Source organism: Pseudomonas subflava, from assembly GCF_023823685.1.
GTDB lineage: Bacteria > Pseudomonadota > Gammaproteobacteria > Pseudomonadales > Pseudomonadaceae > Aquipseudomonas > Aquipseudomonas subflava.
In genome coordinates this window covers 625,202-642,988 of the sequence record NZ_JAMXBF010000001.1, presented here as the reverse complement: position 1 = coordinate 642,988, position 17,787 = coordinate 625,202, and the positions used below count along the sequence as shown (strand labels likewise).

General features: G+C 65.3%; 23 protein-coding genes. 4 read left to right on the top strand and 19 right to left on the bottom strand.

Going from position 1 to position 17,787, the window contains the following annotated elements:
- Nucleotides 1–7: 7 nt before the first annotated feature.
- Nucleotides 8–625, top strand: a complete 618-nt coding sequence (locus NF616_RS03055) for a hypothetical protein (RefSeq protein ID WP_252271562.1) — start codon at nt 8–10, stop codon at nt 623–625.
- Nucleotides 626–638: 13 nt separating this feature from the next.
- A complete protein-coding gene (locus tag NF616_RS03050; RefSeq protein ID WP_252271561.1) occupies nt 639–1,004 on the top strand; it encodes a VOC family protein in 366 nt (121 codons plus the stop codon).
- Nucleotides 1,005–1,041: 37 nt separating this feature from the next.
- Here the strand turns inward: NF616_RS03050 and NF616_RS03045 are convergent, their stop codons facing one another.
- The 6 genes from NF616_RS03045 to NF616_RS03020 form a co-directional block, all read right to left on the bottom strand.
- Nucleotides 1,042–1,320 carry a hypothetical protein gene (locus tag NF616_RS03045; protein ID WP_252271560.1) on the bottom strand — a complete coding sequence of 93 codons (279 nt, stop codon included), beginning with the start codon at nt 1,318–1,320 and terminating at the stop codon, nt 1,042–1,044.
- A 68-nt stretch (nt 1,321–1,388) separates the two neighbouring features.
- Nucleotides 1,389–1,958, bottom strand: coding sequence for a DUF1285 domain-containing protein (locus NF616_RS03040; protein WP_252271559.1), 570 nt, complete (start codon nt 1,956–1,958; stop codon nt 1,389–1,391).
- A 29-nt stretch (nt 1,959–1,987) separates the two neighbouring features.
- Nucleotides 1,988–2,593, bottom strand: coding sequence for a DUF4823 domain-containing protein (locus NF616_RS03035; protein WP_252271558.1), 606 nt, complete (start codon nt 2,591–2,593; stop codon nt 1,988–1,990).
- A gap of 68 nt (nt 2,594–2,661) precedes the next feature.
- Complete coding sequence (locus NF616_RS03030) at nt 2,662–3,555, bottom strand: radical SAM protein (protein WP_252271557.1); 894 nt, start codon at nt 3,553–3,555, stop codon at nt 2,662–2,664.
- 141 nt (nt 3,556–3,696) lie between these two features.
- Nucleotides 3,697–4,665, bottom strand: coding sequence for a GTP 3',8-cyclase MoaA (locus NF616_RS03025; RefSeq protein WP_252271556.1), 969 nt, complete (start codon nt 4,663–4,665; stop codon nt 3,697–3,699).
- 79 nt (nt 4,666–4,744) lie between these two features.
- Nucleotides 4,745–5,383, bottom strand: a complete 639-nt coding sequence (locus tag NF616_RS03020; RefSeq protein WP_252271555.1) for a TetR/AcrR family transcriptional regulator — start codon at nt 5,381–5,383, stop codon at nt 4,745–4,747.
- A gap of 75 nt (nt 5,384–5,458) precedes the next feature.
- Between NF616_RS03020 and NF616_RS03015 the strand changes: the two genes are divergently transcribed.
- The gene (locus tag NF616_RS03015) at nt 5,459–6,592 is read left to right on the top strand and encodes an aminotransferase class V-fold PLP-dependent enzyme (RefSeq protein WP_252271554.1); all 1,134 of its coding nucleotides are present in this window, start codon (nt 5,459–5,461) and stop codon (nt 6,590–6,592) included.
- A 237-nt stretch (nt 6,593–6,829) separates the two neighbouring features.
- Here the strand turns inward: NF616_RS03015 and NF616_RS03010 are convergent, their stop codons facing one another.
- The 13 genes from NF616_RS03010 to NF616_RS02950 form a co-directional block, all read right to left on the bottom strand.
- Nucleotides 6,830–7,612, bottom strand: coding sequence for a TatD family hydrolase (locus tag NF616_RS03010; protein WP_252271553.1), 783 nt, complete (start codon nt 7,610–7,612; stop codon nt 6,830–6,832).
- A 215-nt stretch (nt 7,613–7,827) separates the two neighbouring features.
- Nucleotides 7,828–8,184 (bottom strand): PilZ domain-containing protein, encoded by a 357-nt coding sequence (locus NF616_RS03005; protein WP_043310025.1) that lies wholly within the window; start codon nt 8,182–8,184, stop codon nt 7,828–7,830.
- Between the two features lie 34 nt (nt 8,185–8,218).
- Nucleotides 8,219–9,205: a DNA polymerase III subunit delta' gene (locus NF616_RS03000; RefSeq protein WP_252271552.1), complete on the bottom strand. Its 987-nt coding sequence runs from the start codon at nt 9,203–9,205 to the stop codon at nt 8,219–8,221.
- Nucleotides 9,198–9,830, bottom strand: coding sequence for a dTMP kinase (gene tmk / locus NF616_RS02995; protein WP_252271551.1), 633 nt, complete (start codon nt 9,828–9,830; stop codon nt 9,198–9,200). The genes NF616_RS03000 and tmk overlap by 8 nt, the downstream gene beginning before the upstream one ends.
- A 9-nt stretch (nt 9,831–9,839) precedes the next feature.
- Complete coding sequence (gene mltG, locus NF616_RS02990; protein ID WP_252271550.1) at nt 9,840–10,877, bottom strand: endolytic transglycosylase MltG; 1,038 nt, start codon at nt 10,875–10,877, stop codon at nt 9,840–9,842.
- 3 nt (nt 10,878–10,880) lie between these two features.
- Nucleotides 10,881–11,696: an aminodeoxychorismate lyase gene (gene pabC, locus NF616_RS02985; protein WP_252271549.1), complete on the bottom strand. Its 816-nt coding sequence runs from the start codon at nt 11,694–11,696 to the stop codon at nt 10,881–10,883.
- On the bottom strand, nt 11,696–12,940 hold the full coding sequence (fabF, locus tag NF616_RS02980) for a beta-ketoacyl-ACP synthase II (protein ID WP_252271548.1): 1,245 nt from the start codon (nt 12,938–12,940) through the stop codon (nt 11,696–11,698). Before fabF ends, pabC begins: the two co-directional genes overlap by 1 nt.
- Before the next feature lie 109 nt (nt 12,941–13,049).
- A complete protein-coding gene (acpP, locus tag NF616_RS02975; protein ID WP_220815957.1) occupies nt 13,050–13,283 on the bottom strand; it encodes an acyl carrier protein in 234 nt (77 codons plus the stop codon).
- Between the two features lie 180 nt (nt 13,284–13,463).
- Complete coding sequence (gene fabG / locus NF616_RS02970) at nt 13,464–14,207, bottom strand: 3-oxoacyl-ACP reductase FabG (protein WP_252271547.1); 744 nt, start codon at nt 14,205–14,207, stop codon at nt 13,464–13,466.
- A gap of 17 nt (nt 14,208–14,224) precedes the next feature.
- Nucleotides 14,225–15,163, bottom strand: a complete 939-nt coding sequence (gene fabD, locus NF616_RS02965) for an ACP S-malonyltransferase (protein WP_252271546.1) — start codon at nt 15,161–15,163, stop codon at nt 14,225–14,227.
- Nucleotides 15,164–15,351: 188 nt separating this feature from the next.
- On the bottom strand, nt 15,352–16,332 hold the full coding sequence (gene plsX / locus NF616_RS02960) for a phosphate acyltransferase PlsX (RefSeq protein WP_252271603.1): 981 nt from the start codon (nt 16,330–16,332) through the stop codon (nt 15,352–15,354).
- Nucleotides 16,333–16,362: 30 nt separating this feature from the next.
- Nucleotides 16,363–16,545, bottom strand: coding sequence for a 50S ribosomal protein L32 (gene rpmF, locus NF616_RS02955; RefSeq protein ID WP_013791824.1), 183 nt, complete (start codon nt 16,543–16,545; stop codon nt 16,363–16,365).
- A 13-nt stretch (nt 16,546–16,558) separates the two neighbouring features.
- Nucleotides 16,559–17,086: a YceD family protein gene (locus NF616_RS02950; RefSeq protein WP_252271545.1), complete on the bottom strand. Its 528-nt coding sequence runs from the start codon at nt 17,084–17,086 to the stop codon at nt 16,559–16,561.
- A gap of 117 nt (nt 17,087–17,203) precedes the next feature.
- Between NF616_RS02950 and NF616_RS02945 the strand changes: the two genes are divergently transcribed.
- Nucleotides 17,204–17,782: a Maf family protein gene (locus NF616_RS02945; protein ID WP_252271544.1), complete on the top strand. Its 579-nt coding sequence runs from the start codon at nt 17,204–17,206 to the stop codon at nt 17,780–17,782.
- The last annotated feature ends 5 nt before the right edge of the window (nt 17,783–17,787 follow it).

The following is a 17,787-nucleotide window of genomic DNA, read 5'->3' as shown; positions in this document are numbered from 1 at the left end:
GACACGCATGACGCTCAGGGAAGAACTCGCCGCCTTCTACCGCCGCTGCGGCTTCAGCGACACCGCCGACCGCCAGGCCTGCACCGTGCCGGTGTATACCGGTTGCCTGCTGGTGCCACTGCCGAACATCGAGACCCGCCACGTCTACCTGAAGTACCACGACCTGCACCACGTCGCGACCAGCTACAGCACCGGGCGCATCGGCGAGGGCGAGGTCAGCGCCTGGGAGCTGGGCACCGGCTCGATGCTCAACTCGCCGCTGCTCGGCACCATGAACCTGATCGCCCTCTCCACCGGCCTGGTGCTGGAGCCCAGGCGCATGTGGCGCGCCTTCCGCCGCGGCTGTCGCAGCCGCAACCTGTATCCGCGGGCGATGCGCGAGAAGATCGACGGCGAGCACTGGGCCGACCTGCCGGCCCTGCGCCACGATCTGCTGGAGAGCCGCCGCGACCCTCTGCCGCGGCTCCTGCGCGCGCTCGAGTTCGGCAGCTACGCGGCGGTTGCCATGCTGATCCACGCGCTGATCGCCATCCCCGCCATGTGCACCCGCGTGGTAACCGACATCGGCCTGGGCTACAGCTTCATCCAGGCGGTCAAGCCGGTGAAGCGCACCGACCTCTATTGAGAGGGAACGCTCGATGAGCAACCTCAACACCGTTGAACTCAAGACGCTGGTACCGGCCCGGGACTTCGCCCGCTCGAAGGACTTCTACCAGGCGCTGGGTTTCCAGATGCCCTGGAGCGACGATCAGCTGGCCTACCTGCGCCATGGCAATTGCAGTTTCCTGCTGCAGAACTTCTACGTGCGCGAGCAGGCGGAGAACTTCGTCATGCACCTGCTGGTGGAAGACGTGGACGCCTGGCACCGGCACCTGAGCGACTCGGGCCTGGTCGAGCGCTTTGAAGTGCGGATGGGCGAGTTGGTGGACCAGCCGTGGGGCATGCGCGAATTCGTGCTGTTCGACCCCAGCGGCGTGCTCTGGCATATCGCGCAGAATATTTAAGGGTCGCTGCTAGCAGCGGTGCACCCATGCGCGCCGATTAATCCAGAAAATCTGCCGGGAGGGTCTTAGCAAATTCTCTTGCCCTCCCAATGAGTTCATCCCATTCGGGTTGAGGCCTTGAGGAAACGCCGTTTTCCTTTAGGGCTCGTTCGAACAAATCCTCCAGAGACCAAACGGCGCGTTTCTCTTCTTCAGTGAAGGACTCATTGATCGGCACGCAGGAAAGCTTGCTGGAGAGGATGTCCCACATCACTAGGAGATGGCCGAGAGGAAGGTGGACTCGTACTTCCTTGGACAAATCTTCTTTCTGTGTCACCCGATATCTCCTTATCCCACATCGTGAGGACTAGCGGCGGCTCAGGCGGCAATCCCAGGTCGAGCGGCCTACTCCGGCTGCGGCCCGATCGGGAAGAACTCTCCCCCGCTCCAGACCCCGAGCCAGGTCCGGCCATCGATCTGCCGCTCCACCGCCAGGTCCACCAACTGGTAAAACACGTTGCGGTGCACCAGCGCCTCGAGGTTGCGCCGCACATGCAGGTAGGGCGCGGGCTCCTGGGTCTCGGGATCGATCTCGACGCGTAGCGGATGCTCGCTCCCGGCCTCGACCTCCTCGTCGACATTGGTGGTGAAGCGCAGCACCTGCGCCTCGCCATCCCCGATCACCTGCAGGGTCACGGCCACGAAGGGCGCGTCGTCGACGATGATGCCGACCTTCTCCACCGGGGTGATCAGGAAATACTTGTCGTCGTCGCGGCGGATGATGGTGGAGAACAGCTTGACCATCGGCTTGCGCCCGATCGGCGTGCCCAGGTAGTACCAGGTGCCGTCGCGGGCGATGCGCATATCGATGTCGCCGCAGAAGTCCGGGTTCCACAGGTGCACCGGCGGCAGGCCTTTGCCCTCGCCCTTGGGAATCTGTGCCAGCAGGTCGCCGGCCTTGCCCGAATCGGTCATGTGTCGCCTCCTTCGCCCGCCGTCATGGCTCAGCGCGCGCTCACGCCCAGCAGGGACCGAGCGTACTGCTCGAAGGGCGCGCGCAGCTGATCGACGGGCTGGTTGTCGTAGAACGTCAGGAAACCGCCGTGGTTGCGGATGCGGGCAGTGTCCACCAGGTAGCGGGTGCTGGTCTCGATCAGCATCAGCTGGATGACGCCGGAGTCCACGCCGAGGCGGTCGACGGCCTCCTGGTCCTCCCATTCCTGCAGCGTGCCGATGCGGTCGTCGGCGTCGGCGAAGCGGGTGTACAGCAGGTAGTGGGCGCCGGCGATGCGCGCCTCGTTCATCGCCTCGTCCAGGCCCGCTGGCTTGGGGGCACGGCGCACCAGCGGGAAGTATTCGACGAAGGCCTTGAAGGCCTCTTCCGCCACCACGTTGGGCCGCGGATGGGCATCGCCCGGCGGCACGTAGTGGCCCTGGGCGATGAACACCAGAGAATCGGCCTGCAGTCGCCAGGAGGCGGAACGGCGGGTGTCGCTGCGGTCCAGCACGCCGGCGTCACGCAGGTGGTATTCGGTGCCGGCGGCCATGTCACTGACCTTCATGCAGCCGCCGAGCGCGGCCAGCGCCAGCAGCAGAATCAAGCTACGCATTGGATTTTCTCCCTGCCGGTGACGGAAAACCGGCGGATGGAGAGACATAGCACCTTCCGCGCCAACCCTCACAATCCCCTCTGCCATTCCTGGCGCAACCGCGCCTGATCCGGCCGCTCGATGGCCTGGCGCACCTGCGCCAGCAGCCTGGCCTTGTCGACGCCCAGATTGCCCTTGAGCACCAGATAGTTGGACGCGTGATCGCTGCGGAACACCGTGTCGCGCAGCTCCAGGCCCTGCAGCAGGCGCTCCACCTCCAGAAACAGCTCGTGCTGGCCCAACGGTTGGAAATCCGCGAAGCCCTGGCGGAAACGCTCCTCGCCCATGGGAAAGCTGACCACCAGCGTGGAGAGGAATTCCGGCTGCGCGGCGTTCATCAGGCGCGCCGAGTTGTCGGCATGCTGCGCGCTGAGGGCGATGCCGCCGAGGCCATTGAGGATCATCACCGAGCGGGTGATGCCGGCCTGGCCCAGCTTGTCCAGGGCGCTGAGGCTGGATTCGTAGGTTTCGCCCTTGTTGACCCGCGCCAGCACCTCGTCGTCGCCGGACTCGCAGCCGACATAGGCCATCTTCAGGCCGGCGTCGGCCAGCTCCTTGAGCTCGTCTACCGACTTCTTGCGCAGGTTGCGCGGCAGGCAGTAGCTGGAAACCCGCTCGACCTCGGGCAGGTGCTCGCGGATGGCGCGCAGGATGTTCAGCAGACGCCGCGTCGGCAGCACCAGGGCATCGCCGTCGGCGAGGAACACCCGCTGCACGATCAGCCGCTCGCTGGCGCGGCGGATTTCCTCCAGCACCTGGTCTTCGTCGCGGGCGCGGAATTTCTTCTGTGGCGCCGTGTACATCTCGCAAAAGGTACAGGCGTTCCAGGAACAGCCATTGGTGACCGGCAGGATCAGGGAATGGGCTTCGCTCGGCGGACGGAACACCGGCTCGATATAGGCGATGGGGAATTCGGCGGACATGGCTTAAGACTTTCGGTTAACGATGATCTTGCGAGCTAGAGCCAGGCTAGGCGAAAGCAGGCGAGGCAGCGGAGTTTACAGGCGGTAAATGAGCATGCCGAGCCTGCTTTCAACAACGCATGGCCGACGCGCAGCAGATCATCAGCCGCCGATGATTTTCATGACGGTGGCGCCGCCGGCAAAGGCGACGTCCTGTTTGTCGGCCAGGGCCCGCACCAGCAGCCGCTGCAGCGCCGGCAGGGCCTGGTGGCGCGGCTTGTCGAGCAGATCGCCGACATAGTGGCGGTTGCTCGAGGACAGGCAGCCATGCAGCCAGCCGGTCGAGGACAGGCGCAGGCGCGAACAGGTGCGGCAAAACGGCACGCTCTCGTTGGCGATCACGCCGAAGAAACCGTGGCCGGGAATCTCGTAGCGCAGCGCGGTGGCGTCCAGCGGTGCTGGCGCCTGGGCGAATTCATAGTGCTCGGCGACCGCCGCCAGCAGCTCAGGCATGCTGTAAAACTGCTGCTGGAAGCTCGCCCCCTCACGGGCCAGATGGCCCATGCGCATCAGCTCGATGAAGCGCAGCTCGAAGCCACGTTCCAGGCAGTAGTCGAGCATCGGCAGCACCTGCTCATGGTTCTGCCCGCGCAGCGGCACCATGTTGACCTTGATCTTCAGCCCGGCCGCCCGCGCCTCTTCCAGGCCCTGCAGCACGGTCGCCAGGTCGCCGCCGCGGGCGATGCGCTTGAAGTCCTCGGGATCGAGCGTGTCCAGCGAGACGTTGATGCGTTTGAGCCCGCACTCCAGCAGCAGCGGCAGCTTGCGCGCGAGCAATTGGCCATTGGTGGTCAGGCTGATGTCCTGCAGGCCGAGCTGGCTAGTCTCACGGAGGAAATGTTCGAGCTTGGGGCTGACCAGCGGTTCGCCGCCGGTGATGCGCAGCCGTTCGATGCCGGCCGCTTCGATCAGATAGGCCACGCTGCGCACCATGGCCTCGGCGGACAGCTCGTCCTGGGCCGCGACCAGACGCTTGCCGTCCGGCACGCAATAGGTGCAGGCGTAGTTGCAGGCAGCGGTCAGGCTGATGCGCAGGTTGCGGAAGCGCCGCCCCTGGCGGTCAACGATCATGGTGAACTCCGGCTGTGTTCGCTCCGGAGTATATGCCCGCCGCCGACTGCATCAAACGCATCATTGGCGGGCTGAATGATCAGGCCGCCGGCGCGTCGCCGTCGCGCTTGCGCTTGTTGCCCATGCGCACGCCGATGTCCATGAGGAACTGGAAGAAGCCGTCCTGATCCTCCAGTACGCTGCTCCAGAACGGCGAGTGGTACAGGGCCACGGCGCCGTGTACCAGCGCCCAGGCGGCGCAGTAGTGGAAGTACGGCGGCACGTCTTCCAGCTTGCCTTCCTCGATGCGGCCCTTGATCAGGTGCGTCAGGCGCTCGAAGTTGGAGGCGCGGATCTTGTGCAACTGCTCGACCATCTCCGGCACCTGGTTGCCCTTGACCACCTTCTCTTCCAGGCGGTCGAACAGCCGATAGCGCTGCGGATCGCGCATGCGGAACTCGAAGTAGGCACGGGACAGGGCTTCCTTGTCGCGGGCCACGTCTTCGGAATGGAACAGGGCGTTGAGGTCGCGCTCGTAGTCCAGCATCAGCCGCAGGTAAACCTCGGCCTTGGACTTGAAGTGCTTGTAGATGGTGCCTTTGCCGATGCCGACCGCATCCGCGATCATCTCGACAGTCACGCTGTCTTCACCCTGTTCAAGGAAGAGCTTGAGCGCGGTATCGAGAATTTCCTGTTCGCGACGACGGAATTCACGGACTTTGCGAGGTTCTTTGTTCATAAAGTGACTGCAGGATGAAAATCGAGGCGCGTTATTATGCCTGTTCAGCACGAAAATGCACGGATCATCGGCCCCATGCCCAATTTAAACGACGAATTTTCTCTTATTCCCGGCCTGTCCTACCTCAACCACGCTGCCGTGGCGCCCTGGCCCAGGCGTGCCAGCGAGGCCGTGCGACGCTTCGCCGAAGAGAACATCGCCACCGGCGCCCGTGACTACCCCGAGTGGCTGAAGGTGGAAAAGCGACTGCGCGAGCGTCTGGCGCGCCTGCTCAACGCCTCCGGCACCGCCGACATCGCGCTGGTGAAGAACACCTCGGAGGCGCTGTCCTTCGTCGCCTTCGGCCTGGACTGGCGCGCCGGCGACCAGGTGGTGATCAGCGACGAGGAATTCCCGTCCAACCGCATCGTCTGGGAGGCGCTGAAGCCGCGCGGCGTCGAGGTGGTGCAGGTCAACCTGAGCGGCAGCGACCCGGAAGGCGCCCTGCTAGCCGCCTGCGGCCCTCGTACGCGGCTGATGTCGATCAGCTCGGTGCAGTTCGCCAGCGGCCTGCGCCTGGACCTGCCGCGCCTGGGCGCCGGTTGCCGCGACAAGGGCGTGTTGCTGTGCGTCGACGCCATCCAGCAACTCGGCGCCCAGCCGCTGGACGTGCAGGCCTGTGACTGCGCCTTTGCCATGGCCGACGGCCACAAGTGGATGCTCGGCCCCGAGGGCCTCGGCGTGTTCTATTGCCGTAGCGATCTGCGCGAGCAGCTGGCGCTGCACGAGTTCGGCTGGCACATGCTTGAGCACGCCGGCGACTACGACCGTACGGAATGGCAGCCGGCCCGCAGCGCCCGCCGCTTCGAGTGCGGCAGTCCGAACATGCTCGGCGCCATGGCGCTCGAAGCCAGCCTGTCGCTGCTCGAAGAAGTCGGCATGGAGCGGGTCGCGGCGCTGATCGAGGAGCGGGTACTGCAGCTGCAGGAAGGCCTGCAGCGCATCGCCGGCGCTCAGCTGCACAGCCCGCTGAATCCGGCTCGGCGCGCCGGCATCCTGACCTTCAGCTGGGATGGCTGGGACAACCAGGCGCTGTTCGCCAAGCTCCGGGAGCAGCAGGTGATCTGTGCGCAGCGGGGCAAGGGTATCCGTCTGTCGCCGCACTTTTACACCGAGCCGGCGGTGATCGAGCGAAGCCTGGCGGCACTGAGCCAGCTGCGACAAGGCTGAGTGCTCAGCAGCGGAAGCGGTATTCCAAATACGTTTAAGAAACCGCCGCGACCCCTCTGGACGGTGAGCGATCCTGGCCAATACTGGAACTACTGGCGTGCGGCATCTCCCCCCAAGTGCCCCGCCAGTCGAGGTACCGTGGATCGCGTACCTTTGTTTTACTCCTAATGGTCTTGACCCGGATTCATCCCCCAGAACCCGGGTTTTTTTTGTCCGCGATTTCTATGAGGCGGCCACTCAGGCCAGGCGCGCCAGCGGGAACAGCCGCTTGAAGCTCGCCGTCGTCTGTGCGGCCAGCGCCTCGAACGATTCGCCACGCACCATCGCCAGGAACTCCGCCACCTCACGCACGTACTGCGGCAGGTTGGGTTTGCCGCGATGGGGAATCGGCGCGAGATAGGGCGAATCGGTCTCCACCAGCAACCGGTCGGCCGGCACCTTGCGCGCCACCTCGCGCAGCGCATCGGCGTTGCGGAAGGTGACGATGCCCGATAGCGAGATATAGAAGCCGATGTCCAGGGCGGCCTTGGCCATGTCCCAGTCTTCGGTGAAGCAGTGCAGCACACCGGCCTGAGGCAAAGCCGCTTCGCGCAGCAGCGCCAGGGTATCGGCGCGCGCCTCGCGCGTATGGACGATGACCGGTTTGCCGGTGATTTTCGCCGCGTCCAGGTGCAGGCGGAACGACTGCTGCTGCAGCTCGGCCGCTTCGGGCTCGTAGTGGTAATCGAGGCCGGTCTCGCCGATGGCCACCACATTGGGATGGTTCAGCTCGCCGAGCAGCCAGTCCAGCGCCGGCGCCTCACCCTTCTCCAGGTCCAGCGGATGCACGCCCACCGAGCAGTCGACGTCGGCATAGCGCTCGGCCAGGGTCTTGACCGCACCGGCGTTGGCGGCGCTGACGCCGATGCACAGGAAGTGCTGCACGCCGCGGGCGCGGGCGGCGTCCAGCGCCGCGTCGAGGGAGCCGTCGTGGGCCGCCAGGTCGAGGCGGTCGAGGTGGCAATGGGAGTCAACCAGCATGGGATTTCTCTGTCTCTGAGCCTGCCTACGATCTGCTGCGCGTCGGCCATGCGTCGTTAAAAGCAGACTCGGAATGCTCATTTACCATTCGTAAACTCCGCTTCCTCGCCTGCTTTTGCCTAGCCTGGCTCTAGCTCGCAAGATCGTAAACAGGCTCTCCGAAATGACGAAGCGCCCGATTCGGGCGCCTCTGCTTTGAAGCTCGACGTCGTGACTTACATGGTGTGGGTCGGGCGATCCGACTTCAGCGCACCGGCCAGGTAGGTCTCGATCTTGTTGCGCGCCGTGTTGTCGCCGTCGTTGAACTGCACGCCGACGCCGGCTGCGCGGTTGCCCTGGGCGCCCTTGGGGGTGATCCATACCACCTTGCCGGCCACCGGAATCTTCTCCGGCTCGTCCATCAGGTTCAGCAGCATGAACACTTCGTCGCCCAGCTTGTAGCTCTTGGCCGTGGGAATGAACAGGCCGCCGTTGCGGATGAACGGCATGTAGGCTGCGTACAACACGGACTTGTCCTTGATAGTGAGGGACAGGATCCCGTTACGCGGTCCTAGATTCGGTGGCAAGCTCATGCACTCTTCCTGGCGGCTGATCCGATGCCCGATTCTAGCCCGGTCCAGGCAGGCTTGCCCACTGCACCAGCAGGGCTTCGAGAAGTAGAGCACCGTTCAGGTTGGCCTTGCCCAGCACCTTCTGGCGCTGCTGCAGCAGCCAGTCCTGCATGCTCAACAGTTTGTGCTGGGGCGTCTTGTCGGCCAGGTACTGCACCACCTTGCGCATGTCGGCCGCGCCGAGGCCCTCCTCGTCGCGGCTCAGCTGGTAGCGCAGCATCAGCTGGGCCCAGTCGCAGAACCAGTCGAACAGCATCGCCATCGGCAGGGTCTTCCAGGCCTCGGCCAACTGGCTGGCGCTGGCCTGCTGCTTGAGCAACTTCTTCACGCCCTCAACCACCAGCGCGCGCTGCTCCAGCACGCCCTGCCCCTGCAGGCGGCGCGCCATCAGCGGCGAGCCGCCGGCTAGCGCCAGCAGCTCCTGACGCTGCTCTTCACTGCACTGGGGTAGCGCCTGGGCCAGCCAGGTCAGGCTCTGCTGCGGGTTTGGCAGCGGGCAGGCCTGCTGCACGCAGCGGCTCTTCACGGTCGGCAGCAGGCGACTGGGCTGGTGGCTGACCAGCAACAGCACGGTATCTCCGGAAGGCTCCTCGAGGCTCTTGAGCAGCGCGTTGGCCGAGTTGAGGTTCATCGCCTCTACCGGCTCCAGCAGCACCACCTTGCGCCCGCCGAGCTGGGCCGTCTGCACCACGAAACTCACCAGCTCGCGGACCTGGTCGACCTTGATCGCCTTGTCCGCCTCCTCCGGCTCCAGCACGAACACGTCCGGATGAGTGCCGGCCGCCAGCAGGTGACAGGACTTGCACTGGCCGCAGGCGTCCAGACCGGCCGGCTGCTGGCACAGCAGGCGCGCCATCAGGCGTTCGGCCAGATCGCGCTTGCCGATGCCGGCAGGGCCGTGCAGCAGGTAGGCGTGGGCATGCCGCAAGCGGCTGGCCAGCTGCTGCCAGAGCTGCGCCTGCCAGGGGTAAGCCTCAGCCATGGCAGCGCTCCAGGATTTCCGGCAGCAGGCCGTCGATGGCGCGCTGCACCGCCTCCAGCGACTGCGCGGCATCGAGCACGCGGTAGCGCGCGGGCATGGCCGCGGCGCGCTGCAGGTAGGTCTGACGTACGGCCTCGAAGAAGGCCTGTCCTTCCTGCTCGAAGCGGTCCAGACGGCCACGCGCCGCGGCGCGGGACAGGCCGATCTCCACCGGCAGGTCGAACACCAGAGTCAGGTGCGGGCGCAGTTCGCCCTGGACGAAACGCTCCAGCTCGGCGATGCGCTCACCGCCCAGGCCCCGGCCGCCACCCTGGTAGGCGTAGGTGGCGTCGGTGAAACGGTCGCACAGGACCACCGCGCCACGCTCCAGCGCCGGGCGGATGACCCGCGCGAGATGTTGGGCGCGGGCAGCGAAGACCAGCAGCAGCTCGGCATCGCTGTCCATGGACTCGTCGCTGGGCGCCAGCAGCAGTTCGCGGATGCGCTCGGCCAGCGGCGTACCGCCGGGCTCACGACTCAGCACCACCTCGACGCCCCGCTCGCGCAGGCGCTCTGCGAGGTACTCGCGATTAGTGCTCTTGCCGGCCCCTTCCGGGCCTTCCAGGGTAATGAACAGACCGCTCACGGAGTTTCCTTATCTGGGGGCCGGGCTGGACCGGTAATCGGCGCGGCGCTTGAGCTGATACTGGCGTACGGCACGGTTGTGCTGCTCCAGGGTTTCCGAGAACACGTGGCTGCCGTCGCCTCGGGCGACGAAATACAAGGACTTGCCCGCTACGGGGTGAAGCGCGGCATGGATGGCCTCGCGCCCGGACAGGGCGATCGGCGTCGGCGGCATACCGTCGATGACGTAGGTGTTGTAGGGAGTCGGTTCAAGCAGATGAGCGCGCCTCAGCTTGCCGTTGTAACGCTCGCCGAGGCCGAAGATCACCGTCGGGTCGGTCTGCAGGCGCATGCCGCTGCGCAGGCGGCGGACGAACACGCCGGCGATCTGGCCGCGCTCCTCGGGCACGCCGGTTTCCTTTTCCACCATCGAGGCCATGATCAGGGCATCGTAGGGCTTGCGATACGGCAAGCCTTCCGCTCGGCCCTTCCATTCCTCGTCCAGCACCTGATCCAGACGATCACGCGCCTGCTCGAGCAGGTCGAGATCGCTCATGCCGCGCACGTAGCGGTAGGTGTCCGGGAAGAAACGCCCCTCGGGGCTGACGCCGGGCAGGCCGAGACGCTCCATCAGCGCCTTGTCGTCCAGGCTGGCGAGCTGTTGCTCCAGTTTTTCCTGGCGCACCAGCGCGGCACGGACCTGGCGGAAGCTCCAGCCTTCCACCAGGGTGAGGCTGTATTGCACCACTTCGCCGCGCTGCCACAGGCCGATCAGGTCACGGACGCTCTGTCCCGGGGTCAGGCGATACTCGCCCTTGTGCAGGGGCTGCCCTTCGAGGTTGAAGCGCCAGTACAGTCGCAGCCAGAACGCGCCGTCGATGATGCCGTCGTGCTCCAGGCGATTGAGCAGACCACCGGGGGTATCGCCCGGCACCACTTCGATCAGGCGCTCGGCTTCCAACTGGAGCGGTTGGTTCAGTGCGGCATGCAGACGCCAGCCGGCCAGCGCCAGGGCCAGCACGAGCAGCACCGTGCCGGTGGCCAGCAGCAGCAAAATCTTGCGAATCACGAATCAGGAATCCAGGAGACTGCGAATGATGGCCTGCAGTTTACGGGTGAGCGGGCCGGCCGGCCAGACGCTCGCGGCCAGTTCGCGCACCGGCCAGATACCGTAGAGGCTGTTGCAAAGAAACACCTCGTCGGCGGCGAGCAGTTCGTCATGGGCGATGTCGCGCACCTCGCACGAAACGCCCAGGCGCACCGCCTGCTCCAGTATCTCCGCGCGCATCACTCCGGCCACCCCGCTGCGCGACAGCGCCGGCGTCAGCAGCACGCCATCCTTGACCAGAAACAGGTTACTGAACACGCCCTCGATCACCCGGCCGGACACATCCCGCATCAATCCCTCCGCGTAGCGCGCGTCCTGCCATTCGCTGCGGGCCAGCACCTGCTCCAGACGGTTGAGGTGTTTGAGGCCGGCAAGCAGAGGCTGCTCGGCCAGGCGCGTGGCGCAGGGGAACAGGCGCACGCCCTGCTCGGCGTGACTAGCGGGATAGCTGGGCAAGGGGTTGCCCAGCAGAATGCGCCGGGGGCTGGCAGGCTGCGGCGCCGCGTAGCCGCGCAGGCCCTCGCCGCGGGTCACCATCAGCTTGGCTACGCCCTCGCCCAGTTCGGCGAAAAACGCCTGCAGCTCGGACTCCAGAGCCACTAGGTCGAGGTCGATGGATAGCCGCCGCAACCCCTCGCCGAGGCGAGTGAGATGGCGCGGTAGCAGCACCGCGCGGCCGCGCTGCACGGCGATGGTCTCGAACAGGCCATCGCCATAGGCCAGGCCGCGGTCAGCCAGCGGCAGGTCCGCGGCCGGGCGGCCGTCGACCCAGCTCAGCATCAGCCGTTGAAGCGGCGGAACACCAGCGAACCGTTGGTGCCGCCGAAGCCGAAGGAGTTGGACAGCACCGCGTCGATCGCCAGCGGCTTGGCTTGGTGGGCGACGAAGTCGAGGTCGCAGCCCTCGTCCGGCTCGTCCAGGTTGATGGTCGGCGGCGCCACCTGATCACGCAGGGCCAGCACGCTGAAGATCGCCTCCACCGCACCGGCGGCGCCCAGCAGGTGCCCGGTCATGGATTTGGTCGAGCTGACCGACAGCTTGTGGGCATGCTCGCCGAACACCGCCTTCACCGCGCTGGCCTCGGCCTTGTCGCCCGCCGAGGTGGAGGTGCCGTGGGCATTGATGTATTGCACCTGATTCGGGTTCAGGCCGGCATCGCGCAGGGCGTTGGTCATGCAGCGGGCTGCGCCGGCGCCGTCTTCGGGCGGTGCGGTCATGTGGAAGGCATCGCCACTCATGCCGAAACCGATCAGCTCGGCATAGATGGTCGCGCCACGGGCCTTGGCGTGCTCCAGCTCTTCCAGCACCAGGGCGCCGGCACCGTCGGACAGCACGAAGCCGTCGCGATTTTTGTCCCAAGGACGGCTGGCCTTGGCCGGATCATCATTGCGGGTAGACAGCGCACGGGCCGCGCCGAAGCCGCCCATGCCAAGGCCGCAGGTGGCCATCTCGGCGCCGCCCGCCACCATCACGTCGGCCTCGCCGTAGGCGATATTGCGCGCGGCCATGCCGATGCAATGGGTGCCGGTTGTGCAGGCGGTAGCGATGGCGTAGTTCGGTCCCTGCAACCCCAGGTGGATCGACAGGAAACCGGAAATCATGTTGATGATCGAGCCGGGCACGAAGAACGGCGAGATGCGCCGCGGGCCCTGCTCGAGCAGCGACTGGCAGTTGTTCTCGATGTTGGTCAGGCCGCCGATGCCGGAGCCCATGGCCACGCCGATGCGCTCACGGTTGGCGTCGGTGACTTCCAGACCGGAATCGCGCATTGCCTGGAAACTGGCGGCCAGGCCGTACTGGATGAACAGGTCGAGCTTGCGTGCCTCCTTGGCCGAGAGATAGTCCTCGACGTTGAAGCCCTTCACCGAACCGCCGAAGCGAGTGGAGAAGGCCGACAGATCCATATGCTCGATCAGGCCGATACCACTGCGGCCGGCCAGAATGCCCTGCCAACTGCTGGCCACATCGGTGCCCAGCGGCGACAGCATGCCCATTCCGGTAACCACGACGCGTCTACGCGACACTGCACAATCCTCTTATTCGTTGAAACGGGTCGGCCCGATAAAGAAAAACCGCACGCCTTTTGAGGGGCAGTGCGGCTTTTCGGGGCCGAAAACCGGCGATTACAAGCGCTTAGGAGTGCGCGGTGATGTAATCGATGGCTTCCTGAACGGTGGTGATCTTCTCAGCCTGCTCGTCCGGGATCTCGGTCTCGAATTCCTCTTCCAGAGCCATCACCAGCTCGACGGTGTCAAGGGAGTCGGCGCCCAGGTCTTCGACGAAGGAAGCGCTGTTGGTCACTTCATCTTCTTTGACGCCCAGTTGCTCGGCGACGATTTTCTTGACGCGTTCTTCGATGGTGCTCATGTCTTGGTTTCACTCCTGATGGAAAATTCCGTGCAGCTGGGCTGCAGTGTATAGAAAGGGTTTTCTAAGTTTCAAGCCGATTACCGGCCACCCTCTCGAACTGCCGTCTACCGCCAGTCGCACTTTTGTAACGGACTTTAGACTGGTTCTATGACAGTTTCCTGAAGAACCGAGTCACATTCAGCTCATGTACATACCGCCATTCACCGGAACGGTTGCACCGGTGACGTAAGCCGCGCCGTCGGAGGCCAGGAAACCGACCACCTTGGCGATCTCTTCGGCCTGGCCCAGACGCCCCAGCGGAATCTGGGTCAGCAGCGCTTCACGCTGGGCTTCCGGCAGTTCGCGGGTCATGTCGGTATCGATGAAGCCCGGCGCCACCGAGTTGACGGTGATGGCGCGCGAACCCACTTCGCGGGCCAGCGCCCGGCTGAAGCCTTCCAGGCCGGCCTTGGCCGCCGCGTAGTTGGCCTGCCCGGCATTGCCCATGGCACCGACTACCGAACCGATGTTGACGATGCGACCCCAGCGGGCCTTGGTCATGCCCCGCAGCACAGCCTTGGACAGGCGGAACAGACTGTTGAGGTTGGTGTTGATGACGTCGAACCACTCCTCGTCCTTCATCCGCAGCATCAGATTGTCGCGGGTGATGCCGGCGTTGTTGACCAGGATGGCCACTGCGCCGAAGTCCTTCTGGATCTGTTCCAGAACGGCATCCACCGACTCGCTGTCAGCCACGTTCAGCATCAGGCCTGCGCCCTGGATGCCCTGCTCCTTGAGCGCCTCGCCGATGCGCGCGGCGCCGGTTTCGCTGGTGGCGGTGCCGATCACTACGGCGCCCTGGCGGCCCAGTTCGAACGCGATGGCCTGACCGATACCACGGCTGGCGCCGGTGACCAGCGCGACCTTGCCTTGCAGACTCATGACTCTCTCCTTGTGACTCAAACCAGCGCCGCACGCGTGGCGGCGAAGGCGTCCGGGGTTTCCAGACTGTGGGTATTGATGCCTTTGACGCACCGCTTATTGAGGCCAGCCAGCACTTTGCCGGGGCCGCATTCGACCAGTTCGCCAACGCCCTGGTCGGCCAGATAGGTCACGCTCTCCACCCAGCGCACCGGGCTGTACAGCTGGGCCAGCAGATCGCGCTTGAGGGTGTCGAGATCGGCAGGTACAGCCGCACTGACGTTCTGCACCAGGGCGATCTGCGGCGCCTGCCAGGCCAGACCGTTGATCGCCTCGGCGAACTTCTCGGCGGCCGGGCGCATCAGTGCACAGTGCGACGGCACGCTGACCGGCAACGGCATGGCGCGTTTGGCGCCACGCGCCTTGGAGGCCTCGATGGCGCGCTCGACGGCCGCGGCACTACCGGCGATTACCACCTGGCCAGGTGCATTGAAATTGACCGCACTGACCACCTCACCCTGCTCGGCCTCGGCACAGGCCGCCAGCACGTCGGCATCTTCAAGACCGAGGATGGCCGCCATGCCGCCCTGCCCGGCCGGTACGGCCTGCTGCATCAATTGGCCGCGCAGCTCGACCAGCTTGACCGCGTCGCGGAAGCCGATGGCGCCGGCAGCGACCAGTGCGGAGTATTCACCCAGGCTATGACCGGCGACGAAGACCGGACGCGCGCCGCCCTCGGCCTGCCACAGTCGCCACAGTGCGACGGAAGCGGTGAGGATGGCCGGCTGAGTCTTGTCGGTTTCATTCAGGCGCTCTTCCGGGCCCTGCTGGGTCAGCGCCCAGAGATCGTAGCCGAGCACCTCGGAGGCCTCGCCGAAGGTATCGCGGATCAGCGCCTGCTGGGCGCCGAGCTCGGCGAGCATGCCGAGCGACTGCGAACCTTGGCCGGGGAAGACAAATGCGAGGGAGGCGGACATCGAAACTTTCCCTTATCTAGTCGGAGGAAGTGGCGCGGCCAGGCCGAGCCGAAACTGCAGATTGGATGGAGCGGCCGCGGCTGCGGTCACAGCCCAATGTCACGACGATCAGGCTTGGAGATGACCAAGCGCCAGGAGTTCAGGAGACGGGGCTGCACGGTAGCGAGACACATCGCAGCGGCTGCCGGTCAGAGCAGCAGGTCCTCGAGGCGTCCGTGCAGGCGCTGCGGCAGATTCTCGCGCACCTCGATGACAGCCCGACGGATGGCGCTCTGGAAGCCCTCGCTGCTCGCAGCGCCGTGACTCTTCACCACGATGCCCTGCAGGCCGAGGAAGCTGGCGCCATTGTGCCGCGCCGGGGCCAGCTCGCCGCGCAAGCGCTTTAGCAGCGGCAGCGCCACAGCGCCGGCCAACCTGGAGACGAATCCTTCGTTGAACAGCGCCTCGATGCGCTCGGAAATCATCGAGACCAGGCCCTCGCTGGATTTAAGCAGGATGTTGCCGACGAAACCGTCGCACACCACCACGTCGGCCTCGCCGCGGTACAGGCCGTCGCCCTCGACGAAGCCGACGTAATTCAACCCCGGCGCCTGCTGCAGCAGACTGGCGGCCAGCTTGACCTGCTGGTTGCCCTTGATGTTCTCGGTGCCGACGTTGAGCAACGCCACCCGCGGCCGCTCCACGCCCTGGGCCTCGGCGGCCACGGCGCCCATGACGGCGAACTGATAGAGCTGCTCGGCGCTGCAATCGACATTGGCACCCAGGTCGAGCAGATGACAGTCACCCTTGGCAGTGGGCACGACGGTGACCATCGCTGGCCGGTCGATACCCGGCAGCGGCTTGAGCACATAGAGAGAGAGAGCCATCAGCGCACCGGTGTTACCGGCACTGATACAGGCCTTGGCCCGCCCGCTGCGGACCAGTTCGAGCATGACGCGCATGGAGGCGTCGGGCTTGCCGCGCAGAGCATGGGTGGGGCGCTCGTCCATGCCGATCACCTCACTGGCATGCTCGACTTGCAGGCGCGCGCGATCGACACCCGGGTGGCGGGCGATCAATTCTTCGAGGACGGGAGCTTGGCCGACGAGGACCAGGTGGAGCGAGGGGAATTCAGCCAGACTGGCGATGCAGGCTGGAACAATGCAGTGGGGACCGAAGTCCCCACCCATTGCATCGATCGCGATCGGAGCGGACAAGGATTACTCGTCGGCGCCCTTGTCGATCACTTTACGGCCGCGGTACACACCTTCCGGGGACACGTGGTGACGCAGGTGAACTTCACCGGTGCTCTTCTCGACGGACAGAGCGTTGGCCTCGAGAGCGTCGTGCGAACGGCGCATGTCGCGGGCAGAGCGGGATTTTTTGTTCTGCTGAACAGCCATAACTCAATAACTCCTAAACGTTTGGGTCACGCTTTAACTGCGCCAAAACACTGAACGGGTTGGACCGCGATACCTCGTCCTGGCTCGGCTCGGGCTCTTTTGCACCGGCCGGCTGCTGGCATTCCTCAGGGGCATGGGTCGGAACGATGGGCAGAGCGAGCAACAGCTCATCTTCGACCAGCGTCAGCAGATCCAGTGGATCTTCGCCCATTTCCAGCACGTCATAGCCCTTCGGCAGCGACTGGGTATCCGCACCTTCCTTCACCACCGCGTAATGACACTCGCTGCGGATCGGCAGGGCGACCAGTTCCAGACAACGCTGGCAAACCATCTTGACCTCAACCTCGAGCTCGCTGTGAATACTCACAGCACGACGCTCGCCACGTTCGAAGACCAGCTTCGCGCGCACCTGGCCAGAATTATCTTCCAGCGAGTCGCACAGTCGCCCGAAACTGGCCAGCGGAAGCTCCCCTTCAAGGGTGGCACCGCGATCGGCGAGTTTGCGCGGATCAACGTGAGGTGGAATCGGCCCATTCGACATAGGCGCGGTATTCTAGGGATGCACCCTGCCAGTGTCAAAGGAATTTCCGCCCTGTCCGTCGGACGCCACGACCGCTAGAATCGCGCGCTTCTCGCAATTCCGGTCAGGAGATCGCTCATGCTGCCGCTGGTACTCGCCTCTAGCTCGCCCTACCGCCGCGAACTGCTGACCCGCCTACGCCAGCCCTTCACCTGGGCATCACCGGCCATCGACGAAACGCCTCGCCCCGAAGAAAACGCCGAGGAGCTGGTGCGCCGCCTAGCCGAAGCCAAGGCGCGCGCGTTGAGCGAGACGCACCCGGCGCATTTGATCATCGGCTCGGACCAGGTTGCCGTGCTCGGCGAGCAGATCCTCGGCAAACCCCATGATTTCAACCGTGCCCGCAGCCAGTTGCTGGCCGCCAGCGGTACCCGCGTGACCTTTCTCACCGGCCTGGCCCTGCTCAACAGCGCCAGCGGCGAATGCCAGGTGGACGTAGTGCCCTTCACCGTGCATTTTCGCGAACTGGACGAGGCGCAGGTGAGTCGCTACCTGCAGGCCGAACAACCGTACGACTGCGCCGGCAGCTTCAAGGCCGAGGGACTGGGCGTGAGCCTGTTCCGCGCCACCGAAGGCGAGGACGGCACCAGCCTAGTCGGCCTGCCATTGATCAGGCTGGTGCAGATGCTGGACAGGGAAGGCATCGCCATTCCCTGACCCCT

What these genes read in the sequence shown, in the direction of transcription:
- NF616_RS03055 (WP_252271562.1), top strand. Translation starts at nt 8, where the DNA reads ATGACGCTCAGGGAAGAACTCGCCGCCTTCTACCGCCGCTGCGGCTTC.
- NF616_RS03050 (WP_252271561.1), top strand. Translation starts at nt 639, where the DNA reads ATGAGCAACCTCAACACCGTTGAACTCAAGACGCTGGTACCGGCCCGG.
- NF616_RS03040 (WP_252271559.1), bottom strand. Translation starts at nt 1,958, where the DNA reads ATGACCGATTCGGGCAAGGCCGGCGACCTGCTGGCACAGATTCCCAAG.
- NF616_RS03035 (WP_252271558.1), bottom strand. Translation starts at nt 2,593, where the DNA reads ATGCGTAGCTTGATTCTGCTGCTGGCGCTGGCCGCGCTCGGCGGCTGC.
- NF616_RS03030 (WP_252271557.1), bottom strand. Translation starts at nt 3,555, where the DNA reads ATGTCCGCCGAATTCCCCATCGCCTATATCGAGCCGGTGTTCCGTCCG.
- NF616_RS03025 (WP_252271556.1), bottom strand. Translation starts at nt 4,665, where the DNA reads ATGATCGTTGACCGCCAGGGGCGGCGCTTCCGCAACCTGCGCATCAGC.
- NF616_RS03020 (WP_252271555.1), bottom strand. Translation starts at nt 5,383, where the DNA reads ATGAACAAAGAACCTCGCAAAGTCCGTGAATTCCGTCGTCGCGAACAG.
- NF616_RS03015 (WP_252271554.1), top strand. Translation starts at nt 5,459, where the DNA reads ATGCCCAATTTAAACGACGAATTTTCTCTTATTCCCGGCCTGTCCTAC.
- NF616_RS03010 (WP_252271553.1), bottom strand. Translation starts at nt 7,612, where the DNA reads ATGCTGGTTGACTCCCATTGCCACCTCGACCGCCTCGACCTGGCGGCC.
- NF616_RS03005 (WP_043310025.1), bottom strand. Translation starts at nt 8,184, where the DNA reads ATGAGCTTGCCACCGAATCTAGGACCGCGTAACGGGATCCTGTCCCTC.
- NF616_RS03000 (WP_252271552.1), bottom strand. Translation starts at nt 9,205, where the DNA reads ATGGCTGAGGCTTACCCCTGGCAGGCGCAGCTCTGGCAGCAGCTGGCC.
- pabC (WP_252271549.1), bottom strand. Translation starts at nt 11,696, where the DNA reads ATGCTGAGCTGGGTCGACGGCCGCCCGGCCGCGGACCTGCCGCTGGCT.
- acpP (WP_220815957.1), bottom strand. Translation starts at nt 13,283, where the DNA reads ATGAGCACCATCGAAGAACGCGTCAAGAAAATCGTCGCCGAGCAACTG.
- fabG (WP_252271547.1), bottom strand. Translation starts at nt 14,207, where the DNA reads ATGAGTCTGCAAGGCAAGGTCGCGCTGGTCACCGGCGCCAGCCGTGGT.
- fabD (WP_252271546.1), bottom strand. Translation starts at nt 15,163, where the DNA reads ATGTCCGCCTCCCTCGCATTTGTCTTCCCCGGCCAAGGTTCGCAGTCG.
- plsX (WP_252271603.1), bottom strand. Translation starts at nt 16,332, where the DNA reads ATGGGTGGGGACTTCGGTCCCCACTGCATTGTTCCAGCCTGCATCGCC.
- rpmF (WP_013791824.1), bottom strand. Translation starts at nt 16,545, where the DNA reads ATGGCTGTTCAGCAGAACAAAAAATCCCGCTCTGCCCGCGACATGCGC.
- NF616_RS02950 (WP_252271545.1), bottom strand. Translation starts at nt 17,086, where the DNA reads ATGTCGAATGGGCCGATTCCACCTCACGTTGATCCGCGCAAACTCGCC.
- NF616_RS02945 (WP_252271544.1), top strand. Translation starts at nt 17,204, where the DNA reads ATGCTGCCGCTGGTACTCGCCTCTAGCTCGCCCTACCGCCGCGAACTG.